Here is a 16,689-nt window from a genome sequence, read left to right as displayed (position 1 = left end):
ACATGAGTATTAAAATCGGAGTATTGGATCAAAGCCCTATACACGAGGGGGAAACGGCAGCGCAGGCCCTTCGTAATACGATTAAGCTAGCACAGCGTGTAGAGGAATTGGGGTTTACGCGCTTCTGGGTATCAGAGCATCACGATTCCGAGCAGGTTGCGGGCTCTTCGCCAGAGGTACTCATTTCCCATTTGCTGGCACGCACTGAGCGTATTAAAGTCGGTTCTGGTGGAGTGATGCTTCAGCATTACAGCCCTTATAAAGTAGCTGAAAACTTTAATGTGCTGTCCTCTCTTGCACCGGGTCGCGTAGATTTGGGAATCGGACGCGCGCCGGGCGGGTTGCCGAAATCCACACAGGCGTTACAACGAAACGTTCATGACGCGCCTTCTCTCGAAGAAAAAATTGATGAAGTGAGCCGCTATATTCATAATATTCCGTCCGAAGAGGGACCGCTAGCAGGGCTACAGGCGAATCCGATTCCAGAAACACCAGCGGATATTTACGTTTTGGGTACGAGCACAGACAGTGCTGGAATTGCTGCGCGTTTGGGGTTGCCCTATGTTTTCTCGCAATTTATCAATAGTAATGAGCAGGCTGCATTGGATTCATTCCGTACGTATCGGGAGTCTTTCGATTATAGTCATGGACGTGAGCCGAAGGCTCTTTTTGCGCTTGCGGTCATCGTAGCGGATACTTCCGAGGAAGCTGCGGAGTTGGCAGGTGAGCACAAGCTGTACAAAATTCATTTGGCCAGCGGCAAAACGGCTACGGTGGGCACGCTGGGAAGTGCAGAGGAGTTCGGTAAGCAATCGGGTGAAGAATATACGATTGAAGTTACACAAGCGCAAATTAACAAGGGAAATAAAGAGGAAATCTATGCTACTTTGACGGAAATTCAAGCTAAATATCAGGCTGATGAGCTGATCGTAACGACAGGAATACGGGATATCGGAAAGCGCGTCCGCTCATTTGAGCTGTTGCATGAAGCTTTTGCTGGTCTGCCTGTACAGTCCTAGGTGTTGTTGGCTTGAGAAAGTTGTAACCATTTTGGATTTATACGAAGGAGGAATAGGGATGAGTGGATCAACCGGGACGAAGGAGCAGGTTTTGGAGCAGAAGTTGGTAGACATTCGTCGCCATCTTCACCAGAATCCCGAGCTGTCTAACGAGGAGGTTGAAACTACCGCCTATATCCGTCGTCTGCTGGAAGAACAGAACATAACCATTCTGGATGTGCCGTTGCGCACCGGACTGGTGGCGGAAATCGGCGGGCAGCAGGAGGGGCCGATTGTGGCGCTTCGCGCGGACATTGATGCGTTGCCGATTCAGGAGGAGACGGGCTTGCCCTATGCTTCACTGCATCCGGGCAAGATGCATGCCTGTGGGCATGATTTTCATACGGCATCCCTCTTCGGAGCTGCCGTATTGTTAAAAGAGCGGGAGCAGGAGCTGAAAGGCACGGTTCGCCTTGTGTTTCAGCCAGCGGAGGAAAAGGCGAAGGGAGCAGCCCAAGTGCTGGACAGCGGTGTGCTGGCAGATGTGCAGGCTATATTCGGCCTGCATAACAAGCCGGACCTGCCTGTAGGCACGGTCGGCATTAAGGAAGGCCCGCTGATGGCGGCGGCAGACGGCTTTTACATCGAGGTAGAGGGCCTGAGCACGCATGCGGCTGTGCCGCAAGCAGGGATTGACCCCATCGTCGTGTCGTCGCACATCATCACGGCGCTGCAATCCATCGTGAGCCGGAGCGTCAACCCGCTGGACAGCGCGGTGATTAGCGTGACGAAGCTGCACAGCGGCAACGCCTGGAACATCATTCCGGACCGTGCCCATCTGGACGGCACGATCCGGACGTTCGATGAGAACGTGCGCGCACAGGTGGCTGAACGCTTCGAGCAGGTCGTAAAGGGCGTCGTCGATGCTTTTGGCACAAAAGCGAACATTCGCTGGATCGAGGGCCCGCCCCCCGTGCTGAATGACGGCAAGCTGGCCGTCCTCGCGGAGCAAGCGGCCCAAGCAGCCGGTCTGGAGGTCGTTCGTCCCGTGCCTTCCTCGGCGAGCGAGGATTTCGGGCTTTACCAGAAGAGCATCCCCGGTGTGTTCGTCTTTGTCGGCACTTCGGGGAGTCAGGAATGGCATCATCCAGCCTTCGATCTGGACGAACGCGCGTTGCCGGGAACCGCGAAGCTGCTGGCTTCACTGGCAGAATCGGTATTGGTATAAATAGAGTAAGGCAGGACGTGAGTCTACTCTTTCAATGCTAGGCCCCTTCTTGTATAGAGAAGGGGTTTCTGATTTGTTAAAAGATCAAAAGAATAACCTTTTTCTAAAGCATAAAGGAAAATATTGACGTTATAGAATCCTAATGATAACATAAAATTGTATTTTTTTTCAAATCAAAAGAAAGGAGAGAGATAAGAGATTTCGATTGCCATTTTATGAAGTCAATAATCAAATACAAAGGTATGGAGGTTAAAGAAATGCCGAAGAAAAAAGGAATGATGATGGCTTCTTTTTCATTGGTAGTAGCTGCTTCTTTACTGGTTGGCGGGGCTAATGTTGGTGCAGCAGCCTCTAATTTGGAAAGCACTTCTGTAATAGAGTCCACAAGTGTTAGCTTGGCTGCTACAGATATACCTGCAAAATTTAAGCCATCGGTAGAATGGGTTTGGAATAATAGAATCGTCAAAGAAGGCTCAACCAACCGTAAAAATTTGATTTTTGATCAAATATATGCGGGAAAAGGAACGCTGAATTATGTAGTGCGCTGGCAAACTCCCAAAAATCTCACGCTTCAACAACGCAAGGATATGGCTTCCATGCTGAGTCGCCAAGTCAATAATTGGAATAAGCAGTTGAAAGGGTATGATGGCTGGCCTTATGACAATATTACAGTAAAAATAGTAGGCTGGGCCGTTGCAAATCCGTCTCAGATTCTTAACAAACAATCAAATGAAATCGTTTACACTGACACAATCACAGATGATTTAAGCAAAACGAACCCGAGTATTCCTGCTAAACTCCCAGTTGCGCCTGATGCACTATCCAGATTTGAACATTTTAATGATCCCAACTATGCTTATCCCGGCGGATTGGACAAGCGGTTTGATATGTATCTGTGGGGAACAGCTAATTTCGGCGGTGGGGCCGGTGGTGACTGGGGACAACGCATGTCTGATGATTATATCCTGAGCACCCTGAACTCTGATGAAGTTCATATTACGGAGCATGAAATGGGTCATGGATTCGGCCTGCCTGATTTCTATGAAGAAAATGAGCGTCCGCCTGGTGGATTCCCTACACCAACCATTATGTGGGCCGGAAATTCTTCCAAGATAACAGAGTGGGATACCTGGATGTTGCGTTATACCTGGAGCCAGGTCAAGAAGGATACCTCTCGTTTTCCTATCCGATAAAAGATACGTAGAATAGTGCAAAAAAGCTGATGAATAGGACCGTTTCTTCCAAAATCAAATTCTGTGATGGAATTGATTTTAGTAGAGAAGCGGTTTTTTCATTTCACAAAATACCAGTTTTTTGCATAAGAAGGGGCGAATTCGTTCCAATATGATCTCGAAATACCTAATTTAATTCATTAAGGAAAATATTGACGATGCAATAATCCAGTGATAATATGATTTGTGATTATTTACAAAAAACGACAAGGAGGATTGATAGATTATCGTTGATCTCATAGATCAATACATAAACACGAAAAAGAGGTGATTGAATTAATCGTTTCAGGAAAACTACCGTAATCATATAAAAAGTTATGGAGGTATATGTATGTTGAATAGAAAAGGTATGATGATGGCTTCCTTTTCAGCGGTGATCGCCAGTTCGTTGCTGATGGGAAATGCTACGATCATGTCTGCGGCTTCTTCAGAAAATGGGAGTGTAGCGGTTGCAGCAACGGGGGATTCGACACTGGCTGATATGCCAGCCTATCTCAAATCATCGGTGGAGTGGGTTTGGAAGAATAGAATGTTGACCGAAGGCTCGACGGCTCGTAACAACACGATTTTTGATCAAATTGATGCGGGAAAAGGGACTCTAAATTACGTCGTACGCTGGCAATCTTCTAAGTCGGTTACACTACAACAACGCCAGGATATTGCTAGTATGCTAGGCCGTCAGATGAACCATTGGACGGAGCATCTCCAGGGATATGATGGCTGGCCCTACAAGGATATTAAAGTAAAAGTCGTAGGTTGGGCTGTTGCTGATCCTTCACTGCTGCTGGACAAGCAGCCGGATGAGGTCGTTTATACGGAAACAACTAGAGATGAGTTAGCATCCGAAAAACCGGAAATTCCCGCTGTACTCCCGGTTGCGCCTGCAGCCTTGTCCAGATATGAGCACTATTGGGACCCATACTATTCGTATCCGGGTGGATATAATAAACGCTTTGATATGTATTTGTGGGTAACCGAAAATTTTGTAGGAGGAACCGGTCAGGATTGGGGCCAACGTGTGAATGATGATTATCTTTTTAGCACTTTGAACTCGGATGAGATCGAAATCACGGAACATGAAATTGGACATGGCTTTGGCTTAACTGATTTTTATGAAGAGCACGAGCGTCCACCGGGTGGCTTCCCAACCAACACCATTATGTGGGCTGGTGATTCCGATCATATCACCGACTGGGATATTTGGATGCTGCGGTATACCTGGAGTCAGCTCAAAAAAGATACGGCTCGTTTCCCAAACACGACTAAAGGTGACGAGGGTCCTATCGAAACATCACCCGATGAAATCGTGAACATTGGGCCTGCTGCAACGGCCAGCACTTCTTATACTTCACCTTGGGAAAATGTGAGCGCACTCAATGACGGCTTTGATCCAACCAGCTCCAATGACCGAAGTCATGCTGTGTACGGAAACTGGCCTGAGGTGGGAACACAATGGGTTCAATATGATTTTGATCAAGAACATACGGTATCTCAAACGGATATATATTGGTTCAAGGATGGCTCCGGCATTGATGTTCCCAAGTCTTACAAGATTAAGTATTGGAACGGTCAAGGCTGGTCTAATGTCAAGCAGGCCAAAGGATTGGGTACTGCGGTAGATCAATATAATACCACCACTTTTACGCCTGTAAAAACAACGAAATTAAGAATTGAAATGGTATCCAAAGATTCTGCATCCACGGGGATTTTAGAGTGGAAAGTAGCGGCTAAACAATAAATAATATTTTGAAATGATTATGGAGGGGAAATGAATGGTGAAGAAAAAAAGAATGATGGCGGCTTCTTTTTCTGTGCTGATTGCTAGTTCATTACTGATGGGAAATGCTAGTTTGTATCAGCGGATGCGCATATGAATGGGAGTGCCGTGGCTGCGGCAACAAGTAATTCGACATTGGCGGACATGCCAGCTTATCTCAAATCATCGGTTGAGTGGGTTTGGAAGAATAGAATGCTGACCGAAGGCTCGACTAACCGTAAAAATTTGATTTTGATCAAATTTTGCGGGAAAAGGAACTCTAAATTATGTAGTGCGTTGGCAATCTTCTAAGCCAGTTACGCTTCAACAGCGTCAAGATATTGCCAGAATGCTAGATCGTCAGATGAACCATTGGACGGAGCATCTCCAGGGATATGATGGCTGGCCCTACAAGGATATTAAAGTAAAAGTCGTAGGTTGGGCTGTTGCTGATCCTTCACTGCTGCTGGACAAGCAGCCTGACGAGGTTGTTTATACGGATACTATTGCAGATGGATTAGCTTCTGAACAACCGGGAATTCCTGCTGCACTTCCCGTTGCGCCTAATGAAATATCCAGATTGAGCATTTTTCAGACCCCAACTATTCGTATCCGGGTGGATTGGATAAACGCTTTGATATGTATCTTGGGCTACAGAAAATTTCGGTGGGGGAGCCGGCGGTGACTGGGGACAACGTATGAATGATGAATACGTTCTGAGTACGGTGAACGCTGATGAGATTGAGATTACTGAACATGAGATTGGACATGGCTTTGGATTAAACGATTTCTATGAAGAACACGAGCGTCCACCGGGTGGCTTCCCAACGAACACGATTATGTGGGCTGGAAATTCCGATCATATCACCGACTGGGATATTTGGATGCTGCGTTTCACATGGAGTCAGCTCAAAAAGGATACAGCTCGTTTTCCAACCACGACTAAAGACGACGATGGCCCAATTGAAACAGATCCGAATGAAATCGTGAACATAGCGCCTTCGGCAACGGCTAGTAGCTCTTATACTTCATCCTGGGAAAATATAAGCGCGCTAAATGATGGATTTGAACCTGCCAATTCCAACGATAGAAGTCATGCCATGTATGGCAACTGGCCTGAAACAGGAACGCAATGGGTTCAATACGATTTTGATCAAGAACATACGGTATCTCAAACGGATGTCTATTGGTTTAAGGATGGCGCTGGCATCGATGTGCCTAAGTCTTACAAGATTAAGTACTGGAATGGTCAAGGCTGGTCTAATGTCAAGCAGGCCAAAGGATTGGGTACTGCGGCAGATCAGTATAATGCGACCACTTTTGTTCCTGTAAAAACAACGAAATTAAGAATCGAAATGGTATCCAATGGTTCCGCATCTACCGGAATCCTGGAGTGGAAAGTTGCGGCTAAGCAATAAGTTATTTTAAAGGCTGTCTCTTGCGATATTGCAGGAGACAGCCTTTTCTAATTCATAGCTGGAACAACTGGAGTCTGATCATATCAGGCTTTTTTGCATCTTGATTATGTCGCTTGTTTCGTTCATATTTGTATGCAAGGATCACTGGGAATGAACGGATGTACAATAATATGTATAATGAACGTCAGACATGAATGAAAAGAGGACGGAAAGTGATGACCTACGACGTGAAAGCCCCTTACGATGTACATGTGGGATTTGGACCGATGTTTGAGCTGCTTAGCAGTTTGCATACCTTTATTTGCCGCAAGGCATACAAGAAGACGGATTTGTCATCCGGGTGGGCCGAGCAGGTACGTGGCAAGCTGTCGCCAGGTCTGTCCGAGCTGCTGGATTCCATGGAAATCAATGCAGACTGGAAGGTCATATACGGACTCGTCTGTATGCTTTCCGAAGAAGGGGGCAGTGACGAGGTTATAGATCGTCTGGAGAGCCGGACAGCACTGGAACTGCATGAGCAGGCATTAGCCTATGGTATCCCGTTATCTGAGGATATGGAGAAGCTCCGCAGTCTTGCTTTACGGCTGCTATCCGGTTGGTATGAGGAATACTTTCGCTATGCGGACGCTAACATTCTGATTGGGCTGGAACAGGAAACCGAGCGGAGAAATAAGGAGAAGGAGGTCTATAGCACTGCGGAATGGGTGGATCGAATAACCAATGGCTTCCAGTTTGAGCCTTCCGATGGACTGACGCGGATACTGCTGGTACCGCATTACCATTTTCAGCCGCTTAATATCATTTATCGGTTCGGGTCGCTCCTGCTGTGTCATTATTCAGCGGGCATTTATTTTCAGCAGGACGATTTTTTATCTCCACAGGCATACCGGATGATTCGAAGCTTGGGGGAGAAAAGCAGGCTTAAGATTTTAAAATATTTACACCAAAGCGATGCACCGCGCACCTTTATTGAAATTGTCCGTCACCTCAAGCTATCGAAGGGCATTACGCACGACCATATTTTCAAGCTGCGTGCCTCCGGCTTCATCCATGCCCACTTTGATAGCGAAACGTTGCTCGGCTATAGTTCAAGGCTTTCAGCGGTGAATGAAATACATAGCAGCATCCTCGGCTATATGGAACGGAAATAAGCTGCGGCGTACCCATAGACTTTAATACTTTAAAACGAATAGACGTCGGTCACCTGGAGATGGAATCCAGATGATCCGGCGTTTTTTTTTGTCTAAATACAAAAAAGTCGAGTTCTCCCTTTACAGAACCGCATTAGATTCCTATAATGAGATTTATCTTATTAATTACAACTTGTTTGATCGGAATTTAACTAATTAACGCGGGGGGATTATTTTGAAAAAAGGAATCATTCTACTAAGCAGTCTACTACTAGCAAGTTCAGCCTTACTAGCGGCTTGCTCCAGCGGTGGATCGGACAGCGCTAACAGCGCCACTCCGCAGAGTAATGATGCTGCACAGACGGCTGCTACTGCACAGCCTTTGACAAGTCTGGTACAGGCATCCGATTTGACCAAGCTGCCGGATGTGTCCAAAAAGAGAAGCGACACAATTATTGTCGGTCTGACCGACCCGGCAGGGGTGTTCACTCCTTATTTCAACCAAAGTGGCTATGACGGCAACGTGATTTCGCAGTTGTGGACTCCGCTGGTCACGGTTGATGAGAAAGGGCTTCCACTGCCGAATCTGGCTAAGAGCTGGGATATCTCCAAGGATAATCTGACGTACACGTTTCATCTGGTTCCCGATACGAAATTCAGCGACGGTTCCCCTCTGACGGCAGAGGATGTGGCTTTTACATGGACGCTGATTTATGACAAAGCCTATGCCGGAGACAGCCCCATCCGCAAGCTGAACATCAAAGGCGGCAAGGCCTATACCGAGGGCAAATCGAAACAAATTGACGGCATCAAGGTCATTGATCCGCAAACGATCTCGGTAACGCTGGAAAAGCCAAACGCGCTGGCACTGACAACTCTGGGCTCCAATGTCTTGTCCAAAGCCTACTACGGCAAGGATTACAAGTTCGGACAACTGGATTACTTTAAAAACCTGCACGGTAGTCCTTTGGGCAATGGCGCTTACAAGCTGGAGAAATTCATTCCGGGGCAAGAGGTTCGTCTGGAGGCCAATGAAAACTTCTTCAAAGGCAAACCGAAAACACAGCATTTTATCTACAAAACAGCGGAAGGCGATGCTTGGCAGTTTATTGAGACGGGCGATACCGACTTTGCCCAATTCACCGCGACTCAGGAAAACATTGATAAACTGAAAGGGCTTGGCTTTTTGAGCATTTTGCCCTATACCCCAAGCACTTACGGATATATTCAATTAAATCTGGAGAATGGAAAGCTGAAGGATAAGAAGGTTCGTCAGGCGCTAACTTATGGTTTGGATCGCAAAACCATTTATGTAGATGCAGCGCAGGGTGCAGGATCGGTGGCTAACATTCCGTCTTCTCCTATTTTTTGGTCCTACACGACAGACGGGGTAAATCCGTACAATTATGACCCGGAAAAAGCGAAAAAACTGCTGGATGAAGCAGGCTGGGTGGCAGGCAGTGACGGTGTCCGTGAGAAAAATGGTCAGAAGCTGACCATTCACATGCTGACCTCCAAACGCCCGGAAACAGACACATTTATTGCACTCGCGGCAGAAAATTACAAGGAGATTGGCGTTGATTTCCAACCGGAAATTTTTGCAGACTTTAATGCGATGGTCGCCAAGGTAGATGGTAAGGATTACGATATGGCTACCTTCTCCACACCGATGCTGACTGACCCATCTGACGGGATAGAGCAATTCGTCGATGGGGAAATCAAGGGGTATAACAATCCGAAGGTAAAAGAGCTGTATGAAAAAGGCTTATCCACGACGAATATTGAGGAACGTAAGAAAATATATAAAGAGCTGTACTTACTTCTTAACGATGAGCTGCCCGTCATTTTCACAAACTATAAGAAAACAGTATATGCCTACAATGGCCGTATGGAACATGTAAAGGTCAGTCCGTTCATTGGCTTGTCCGGCAATCTGTTTGAATGGTCCCTTAAATAAAGCCATACTTGCGGGCCCCTTGTGAAGAATCGTCAGGTTCCGATCAAGGGGCCTCCCAAATGGGGAAAATGAAAGGAGTCTGTCATGAGCTCGTTTTTAATGAAAAGACTGACGTATATGGTCATTATTCTGTTGGCCGCTTCGATGATGATTTTTTTCCTGTACGCCATGACACCGGGGGATTTCATCAGCGGCGATCTCAAGCTGTCGCCAGAGAGGAAGGCGGAGCTGAGGGAAATATACGGTCTGAACAAGCCCATTCTGGAACGCTACGGAAGCTGGCTGTGGAATGCGCTGCATGGCAATTTTGGTTATTCACTTGCCCAGCAAAAGCCGGTGCTGACCTTGTTTAATGAATATATCTGGAACTCGTTTTTATTGGCGATTGTATCGACCTTCCTGACGTGGGTTATTGCTGTCATTATTGGTGTGGTTGCTGCTTATAAGCAGTATTCATGGTTCGATACCCTCGTTATGGTGGTGATTTTTGCCGCCATGTCTGTTCCATCCTTTTTTATCGGGCTGTATCTGATCAAGGTTGCAGCGGTCGATCTCAAATGGCTGCCGCCGGGCGGCATGCTCAATACGGGCAGTAACGCTACAGGCATGGAGTATGTGAAGGAGGTCGTTCAGCATATGGCCCTGCCGGTGACTGTCATGACACTGCTGGGACTGGGTTCGCTGACCCGTTATTTCCGCAGCAATATGATCGACGTGATCCAGCAGGACTATATCCGCACGGCTCGTGCGAAGGGCTTAAAGGAAAGAAAGGTACTTTTTACGCACGCGTTGAGAAATGCGTTGCTGCCTGCAATTACGCTGATTGGCTTCGAATTGCCCGCGTTGTTTGGCGGATCTCTTATTATTGAAAAGATTTTCAACTGGCCGGGAATTGGTCAGCTGTACATGTTATCCTTTTCGCTTCGGGATTACCCGCTGCTCATGGGCTTCACGATGCTGATTGCTATTTTGAGCGTCATGGGGACACTGCTGTCCGATATTCTGTATCGTATCGCGGACCCGCGTGTAAAGGTGTAAGGAGGGGGCTATGGAATGTCATCCGTTAGCAGTAATTTGAGCAAAAGCAGCGGCAGACTGCGAATAGCTGCAAAATCTTCAATGTGGCGGCAAGCGCTGCGGCAGTTGTTCAGAAACAAGCTGGCTATGGCCGGGCTGCTCGTGGTTGTTTTTATGTTTTTGCTCTGTTTTATCGGCCCGTTATTTTCTCCCTATGCCGATAACAAAACGAATATATTAATGATGAACAAGGCACCGAACATTCATCACTGGCTGGGAACGGATAAGCTGGGAAGGGATGTGCTGACCCGCGTGATGCAGGCAGGCCAAATTTCCCTCACCGTGGGATTGGCTTCTATGGTATTATCTGTCTTTTTGGGAGCTACGCTGGGCGTCATATCGGCGTATTTTCGCGGAATTGCAGATCAGATCATTATGCGGATCGCTGATTTGCTGCTGACCATTCCGAGTTTGCCGCTGCTGTTCATTATGGGCGCACTGTTGTCTGACTGGAAGGTTCCGCCAGATCAACGTATGTATATCGTCATGCTAATGCTGAGTCTGGTCAATTGGCCGGGGATTGCGCGGATGGTGAGAGGCCAGATGCTTAGCTTGCGGGAGCGTGAATTTATGCAGGCTGCGACGGTGCTGGGGCTGTCGAACCGACGCAAGCTGTTCAAGCATTTATTTCCCAACATTATGCCGTTGCTGATTGTCATCGCCACACTGAACATTGGCGGAGCTATCCTGAGTGAATCTGTACTAAGTTTCTTCGGCCTTGGCGTGCTACCTACAACACCGACTTGGGGCAACATGATTGATGCGGCCAACAATGTGCTGGATTTTCAACAGCGTCCGTGGATGTGGATACCGCCCGGCCTTTCCATTTTTGCTACAGTCATCGCCATTAATATTTTGGTGACGGACTGCGGGACGTACTTGACCCGAAACATAAGAGGTAGGTGATCATACACCATGAACAATTTACTTTCGATTGAGCATTTAAGCACTCATTTTTATACCGAAGAAGGCACGGTCAAGGCAGTGGATGATGTCAGCTTCCGTGTGAAGCCGGGCGAGACGGTATGCATTGTCGGCGAATCAGGCTGTGGCAAAAGCATTACCGCGATGTCAATCATGGGCTTGATCCAGGGTCCCGGCGGTAAAGTGGCAGGCGGAAGTATTCGTTTTGAGGATACCGATCTGCTGGGACTTAGCAGAAATGAGATGCGCACGATTCGTGGTCATGAGATATCCATGATTTTTCAGGAGCCGATGTCCTCGCTGAATCCGGTCATGACCATTGGAGAACAGTTATCCGAGCCGCTGATCGAGCATTTGAAATTGGGCCGCAAGGAAGCGCACAAGCGGGCGCTGGAGCTAATCGAACAGGTAGGCATTTCCCGACCTGAGCAGATTATGAAAAGCTATCCGCATGAGCTGAGCGGTGGAATGCTACAGCGCATTATGATTGCCATTGCCGTGTCCTGCGAACCCAAGCTGCTCATTGCGGATGAGCCGACTACGGCGCTGGACGTGACGATACAGGCGCAGATCCTCGACATGCTACGTGAATTCAAGGCCCAATCCAATATGTCGCTGATGCTGATCACCCATGATCTGGGCGTTGTTGCAGAAATGGCGGATTACGTGATTGTGATGTATGCAGGCAAGATTGTTGAGGAAGGCGAAGTGGTACAGCTATTTAATCATCCCAAGCATCCCTATACGCAAGGATTGCTAAAATCCAAGCCCGTGCTGAACCTGCGGCAAAAGGAGCTGTACTCCATCCCTGGACAAGTGCCTAATCCGCTGGAGCTCACCACATCCTGCTATTTTCATGACCGCTGCGGGCATTGCATGGACATATGCCGCGTGAAGGAGCCTGTATTAAAAGAAGTTTCAGCACAGCAGAAGGCATCCTGCTGGTTATATGAGGAGGCGGTTGTTCATGGCTGAGCCATTGCTGGAAATCGACCGCTTAAAAACGTATTTTCCGGTCAAGTCCGGGTTTATGAACCGTACAACGGGGTATGTGCGGGCGGTGGATGATATCAGCTTTACGATCCGTCAGGGGGAAACCTTCGGTCTGGTGGGCGAATCGGGCAGCGGCAAAAGCACTGTGGGCCGCACGATTGTCAGATTGACAGACAAGACGGATGGCACCATTAAATACAAAGGCGTCGATCTGCACAGCCTATCCGCAAAAGGGATGCAGGAGCTTCGTCCTAAAATCCAACTGATCTTTCAGGACCCGTACAGCTCGCTGAACCCACGCGTGCGCATCGGAGATGCCATCGGGGAGGCGCTGCTGGATCACGGTATAGCGACGAAGGAGGAGGTCCGGCAGATTGTGCTGGACGTGCTCAAGCTGTGCGGATTGTCGGAGTATCATATTGACCGTTTTCCGCATGAATTTTCGGGAGGACAGCGCCAACGGATCGGCATTGCCCGCGCGCTGGCGCTCCAGCCGGATCTGATCATCGCAGATGAGCCAGTATCGGCGCTGGACGTGTCCATTCAGGCGCAGATTATTAACCTGTTCTCCAAGTTGCAGGCCGAGCGGGGGCTGACGTATTTGTTCATCTCGCATGATTTGAGCGTGGTGGAGCATCTGTGTTCTCGCATAGGAGTGATGTATCTAGGCTCCATGGTTGAAACGGCTTCGCGTGACGAGCTGTTCGGGAATCCGCTGCATCCGTATACAAAGGCGCTGCTATCGGCTGTACCGATCCCGGTGCCGAAGCTAAAAAGAGAGCGGATTTTGCTCAAAGGGGATATCCCAAGTCCGGTTAATCCACCTTCCGGCTGCAAGTTCCATACCCGCTGTCCCTTTGCGATTGACCGCTGCTCCAAGGAAGTGCCTCTCTATCGTGAGGCTCGACCAGATCATTGGGTGGCTTGCCATTTGGCTGAATGAACAGAACTAAGCCAGCAAATTTTGAAGCCGTTGAAACGGCAGACCGTTCAATCACAATGAATCGGTTCTGTTGTTTCAGCGGCTTCTTTGGATGTTATGAATATATTGATATTAGACGGGATACGACAAGTTACCGGGTTTGTTTTTCTTCAATAATGTAAGTTTTCTGGGTAGGCGGTTCATATGTACTAAATTGGTCAAGTAAGCCCTTTGGGTCTGTATCCACAAGTGCCATTGTACGGTATTTTTCATGCAGAAATTGCTCCGCTGACATATGATTAAATAATGAAACAAGAGGATCATAAAAAGAGTTAATGTTTAAGAGTCCGCAAGGTTTATTATGGAGTCCTAGTTGAGCCCATGTGAACATTTCAAAAAATTCTTCCAACGTTCCTGGCCTGCCTGGCAAGGCAATAAAGCCATCTCCCAACTCAGTCATTTTAGCTTTTCTCTCATGCATGGAGTTTACAATGATAAGCTCTGACAAGTTCTTATGGGAGATTTCTCTGTTTTCCAAAAAACTTGGTATGATGCCGATTACATGTCCGCCCGCTTCTAAAACCGAATCCGCAACAGCTCCCATGATGCCAACACTTGCCCCGCCGTAAACAAGCGTGATATTGCGTCTGACCAATTCTTTACCAAGGGATTTGGCACCTTCTCTATAAATATCAGCTGCTCCATTACTTGACCCACAAAAAACGGCTATTTTCTTCACTTTGTAACGCCTCCTCGTAAAATTTTCATCATCATATTATATCTGACTTTCAATATTTGATAAACTTGAGAAATGAAAATGGAGGCTGATGAAAATGAATATTGCTGAGTTCCAAGAGTGGGTAAAAGATTACTATGAAAGCAGGGGCTGGTCAGAGTTAGATATTTTTATTCGTATCGGCTTTTTAGCAGAAGAAACGGGCGAGGTGGCACGAGCGATAAGAGCTTTGGAAATCGGTAGAGATAGACCTGACGAATCAAAGGGCTCATTTGAGGAAAACAAACAGGAGCTTATTGAAGAATTAGGAGATGTATTAGGTAACCTAATTGTAATATCCAATAAATATGATATTCCTTTAGAAGAAGTATTTCACTCCCATAAAAAGAAACTATCAGAACGTTATTCTAAAATTTAATTTCTTTCATTTACGAAAGAGCAATGATAACACGATGATACCTCAATAGCGGCGGCAGTCTGAAACTTTTATGTTCAAATTCAGACTAATGCTGTTTTTTTCATTCGGTTAGTTTAATCCATTATGTTCATAGGACATCAGATTGGGTTGACAACCCACCCAAAACAGCGTTATATTAAATAATAATCGTAACGATTACTATTTAGATAAAAATCATGTCCATTTCCGTGTTCGTCCATCCAGTGGCAGGGGTGGAGAGCCTTCATGATTGGCATATATCACAAGGAGGAGCTTTACATGGCTAAGAAGTCGAAAGTAGTAAAAGAGAAGAAACGTCAGGAAATTGTAACTAAATATGCAGACCTGAGACGTGAACTGAAAGCAAAAGGGGACTACGAAGCATTACAGAAGCTTCCACGTGATTCTTCCCCGACTCGCCTGAAAAGCCGTTGCGAGCTGACAGGCAGACCGAGAGGTTACCTGCGCAAATTCAAGCTATCCCGTATCGCGTTCCGCGAACTGGCTCATAAAGGCCAAATTCCAGGCGTTACGAAAGCCAGTTGGTAATAAGGGTTATCCGTGCTCTTAACCTGATCCAATGTATCGGAGAAGGACAAGCATAGAATGCTTCGCGTCACAGGATGACGTGGAGCATTCTTTTTTATGGCATTTATATTGCTGTTTGTATTGATTCTCCCCGGATGGTTAGGTAAAATATGGACGGGTTAAAAATAATACATAACAAAAGATTACATAATGTGGCGATATCAGATTATGTATCCCTCAGGAGGAAAGCTACAGGATGGTTGAGCAGCAGAAAAAGGATTCATTTTGGAGCCTGGTGAAAAAGGGGAACAAATCCTCAGGATCGGCGGCGCTGGGTAATACCAGTATTGCGTTAATTAAGGGGATTGCGTTTGCCCTGACAGGCAGCGGTTCCATGTTTGCCACGATGATGCATTCGATTGCAGATGCGGTGAACCAGGTGTTTGTATTCGCGGGCAGCGTGCTGGCAGAGAAAAAGCCGACAAAGCGCTTTCCTACCGGTTTTGGACGGGTGATTAACCTGTTTTGTATGGTCGCTGTTATTGTTGTAACGATCATGGCCTATGAAACCGCGTTGGAAGGCATCCATTTGTTACAGCATCCGGCTGAATCCACGCATGGATTTTGGATTAATGTAGTGGTCCTGATTTTGTCTCTGGTGGTTGACGGTTTTGTATGGAGCAAAGCGATGAAGGAAGTGCTGCATGAATCCAGAGTTGAGGCGAAAGGGTTCGGCATTTTCACCTCTGCGTTTCGCAATGTGGGACGTGCTGCACCGCCAACTCGTCTGGTATTTTATGAGGATCTGGTAGCAACAACGGGTGGTGTGCTTGCCCTGCTGGCTGTTGTGGTCACATCGCTGACAGATTTTAAACTGCTTGACGGAATATCTAGTATTCTCATCGGCTGTCTTATGGTAGGCGTTGCGTTTCGGGTCGGCTACGACAATATGGTGGGCTTGATTGGGGTATCTGCTCCCCCTGATATCGAAGAACACGTGGCTTCCATTATTCTTGCAGATACGCATGTGACGGATATTTACCAAATGCGCATTTTGCAGGAGGGACGCTATTATCACGTAGAAGGGCTGATCGAGCTTACACCGGGAATGACACTGGCAGATGCGGACGATATCAAATTCAGAGTCGAGGATGCTTTGTTACGTGATCCTAATATCTCAGACGCTGCGCTTGGTATTCTGGAGGATGACGGGATTAAAAACTGGAAACCGGAAAAGCCAAAGGTCTAGAAACGATAAATCCAGGCCAATCTGGACTCAGTCTGGCAAAAGAGTAGAACAAGAACTTCCATGACTACAGCAACGTGGCGTGGAGGTTCTTTTGTGTTTTGCGGT

Annotated in this window: 13 protein-coding genes and 2 pseudogenes; 14 read left to right on the top strand and 1 reads right to left on the bottom strand. The window is 47.2% G+C overall.

What is annotated here, in order from left to right; translation table 11 throughout:
• The first annotated feature begins 2 nt into the window (after window positions 1–2).
• The 11 genes and pseudogenes from ASL14_RS00445 (at window position 3) to ASL14_RS00395 (ending at window position 13,656) form a co-directional block, all read left to right on the top strand.
• Window positions 3–1,019, top strand: coding sequence for an LLM class flavin-dependent oxidoreductase (locus tag ASL14_RS00445; RefSeq protein ID WP_134909882.1), 1,017 nt, complete (start codon window positions 3–5; stop codon window positions 1,017–1,019).
• Between the two features lie 58 nt (window positions 1,020–1,077).
• Entirely contained in the window at window positions 1,078–2,226 is a 1,149-nt protein-coding gene (locus ASL14_RS00440) for an amidohydrolase (protein ID WP_134914318.1), read from the top strand.
• 257 nt (window positions 2,227–2,483) lie between these two features.
• On the top strand, window positions 2,484–3,419 hold the full coding sequence (locus ASL14_RS00435) for a dockerin (RefSeq protein ID WP_134909880.1): 936 nt from the start codon (window positions 2,484–2,486) through the stop codon (window positions 3,417–3,419).
• A gap of 370 nt (window positions 3,420–3,789) precedes the next feature.
• Window positions 3,790–5,196 (top strand): discoidin domain-containing protein, encoded by a 1,407-nt coding sequence (locus tag ASL14_RS00430; RefSeq protein ID WP_134909878.1) that lies wholly within the window; start codon window positions 3,790–3,792, stop codon window positions 5,194–5,196.
• A 34-nt stretch (window positions 5,197–5,230) separates the two neighbouring features.
• A pseudogene (locus ASL14_RS29180) lies at window positions 5,231–6,632 on the top strand (discoidin domain-containing protein).
• Between the two features lie 215 nt (window positions 6,633–6,847).
• Complete coding sequence (locus ASL14_RS00420; protein ID WP_134909876.1) at window positions 6,848–7,783, top strand: ArsR family transcriptional regulator; 936 nt, start codon at window positions 6,848–6,850, stop codon at window positions 7,781–7,783.
• A gap of 214 nt (window positions 7,784–7,997) precedes the next feature.
• On the top strand, window positions 7,998–9,719 hold the full coding sequence (locus ASL14_RS00415; protein WP_189338208.1) for an ABC transporter substrate-binding protein: 1,722 nt from the start codon (window positions 7,998–8,000) through the stop codon (window positions 9,717–9,719).
• Between the two features lie 84 nt (window positions 9,720–9,803).
• Window positions 9,804–10,757 carry an ABC transporter permease gene (locus tag ASL14_RS00410; RefSeq protein ID WP_134909872.1) on the top strand — a complete coding sequence of 318 codons (954 nt, stop codon included), beginning with the start codon at window positions 9,804–9,806 and terminating at the stop codon, window positions 10,755–10,757.
• 15 nt (window positions 10,758–10,772) lie between these two features.
• Window positions 10,773–11,698: pseudogene (gene opp4C, locus ASL14_RS00405) on the top strand (oligopeptide ABC transporter permease).
• Window positions 11,699–11,711: 13 nt separating this feature from the next.
• Entirely contained in the window at window positions 11,712–12,695 is a 984-nt protein-coding gene (locus ASL14_RS00400; RefSeq protein WP_134909870.1) for an ABC transporter ATP-binding protein, read from the top strand.
• Window positions 12,688–13,656, top strand: coding sequence for an ABC transporter ATP-binding protein (locus tag ASL14_RS00395; protein ID WP_134909868.1), 969 nt, complete (start codon window positions 12,688–12,690; stop codon window positions 13,654–13,656). The genes ASL14_RS00400 and ASL14_RS00395 overlap by 8 nt, the downstream gene beginning before the upstream one ends.
• 130 nt (window positions 13,657–13,786) lie before the next feature.
• Here ASL14_RS00395 and ASL14_RS00390 read toward each other — a convergent pair whose 3' ends face one another.
• Complete coding sequence (locus ASL14_RS00390; RefSeq protein WP_134909866.1) at window positions 13,787–14,374, bottom strand: LOG family protein; 588 nt, start codon at window positions 14,372–14,374, stop codon at window positions 13,787–13,789.
• 94 nt (window positions 14,375–14,468) lie between these two features.
• Here ASL14_RS00390 and ASL14_RS00385 point away from each other — a divergent pair, with 94 nt between their 5' ends.
• The 3 genes from ASL14_RS00385 to ASL14_RS00375 all read left to right on the top strand — a co-directional run bounded on the left by ASL14_RS00385 (window position 14,469) and on the right by ASL14_RS00375 (window position 16,584).
• A complete protein-coding gene (locus ASL14_RS00385; RefSeq protein ID WP_134909865.1) occupies window positions 14,469–14,789 on the top strand; it encodes a MazG nucleotide pyrophosphohydrolase domain-containing protein in 321 nt (106 codons plus the stop codon).
• A gap of 297 nt (window positions 14,790–15,086) precedes the next feature.
• Window positions 15,087–15,356 (top strand): 30S ribosomal protein S14, encoded by a 270-nt coding sequence (gene rpsN, locus ASL14_RS00380; protein WP_134909863.1) that lies wholly within the window; start codon window positions 15,087–15,089, stop codon window positions 15,354–15,356.
• 235 nt (window positions 15,357–15,591) lie between these two features.
• Window positions 15,592–16,584, top strand: coding sequence for a cation diffusion facilitator family transporter (locus tag ASL14_RS00375; RefSeq protein ID WP_134909861.1), 993 nt, complete (start codon window positions 15,592–15,594; stop codon window positions 16,582–16,584).
• Window positions 16,585–16,689 lie beyond the last annotated feature (105 nt).

It is taken from the genome of Paenibacillus sp. IHB B 3084, assembly GCF_001447315.1.
Taxonomy (GTDB): domain Bacteria; phylum Bacillota; class Bacilli; order Paenibacillales; family Paenibacillaceae; genus Paenibacillus.
This window is presented reverse-complemented; position numbering and strand designations above follow the sequence as displayed.

What these genes read in the sequence shown, in the direction of transcription:
- ASL14_RS00445 (WP_134909882.1), top strand. Translation starts at nt 3, where the DNA reads ATGAGTATTAAAATCGGAGTATTGGATCAAAGCCCTATACACGAGGGG.
- ASL14_RS00440 (WP_134914318.1), top strand. Translation starts at nt 1,078, where the DNA reads ATGAGTGGATCAACCGGGACGAAGGAGCAGGTTTTGGAGCAGAAGTTG.
- ASL14_RS00435 (WP_134909880.1), top strand. Translation starts at nt 2,484, where the DNA reads ATGCCGAAGAAAAAAGGAATGATGATGGCTTCTTTTTCATTGGTAGTA.
- ASL14_RS00430 (WP_134909878.1), top strand. Translation starts at nt 3,790, where the DNA reads ATGTTGAATAGAAAAGGTATGATGATGGCTTCCTTTTCAGCGGTGATC.
- ASL14_RS00420 (WP_134909876.1), top strand. Translation starts at nt 6,848, where the DNA reads ATGACCTACGACGTGAAAGCCCCTTACGATGTACATGTGGGATTTGGA.
- ASL14_RS00410 (WP_134909872.1), top strand. Translation starts at nt 9,804, where the DNA reads ATGAGCTCGTTTTTAATGAAAAGACTGACGTATATGGTCATTATTCTG.
- ASL14_RS00400 (WP_134909870.1), top strand. Translation starts at nt 11,712, where the DNA reads ATGAACAATTTACTTTCGATTGAGCATTTAAGCACTCATTTTTATACC.
- ASL14_RS00395 (WP_134909868.1), top strand. Translation starts at nt 12,688, where the DNA reads ATGGCTGAGCCATTGCTGGAAATCGACCGCTTAAAAACGTATTTTCCG.
- ASL14_RS00385 (WP_134909865.1), top strand. Translation starts at nt 14,469, where the DNA reads ATGAATATTGCTGAGTTCCAAGAGTGGGTAAAAGATTACTATGAAAGC.
- rpsN (WP_134909863.1), top strand. Translation starts at nt 15,087, where the DNA reads ATGGCTAAGAAGTCGAAAGTAGTAAAAGAGAAGAAACGTCAGGAAATT.
- ASL14_RS00375 (WP_134909861.1), top strand. Translation starts at nt 15,592, where the DNA reads ATGGTTGAGCAGCAGAAAAAGGATTCATTTTGGAGCCTGGTGAAAAAG.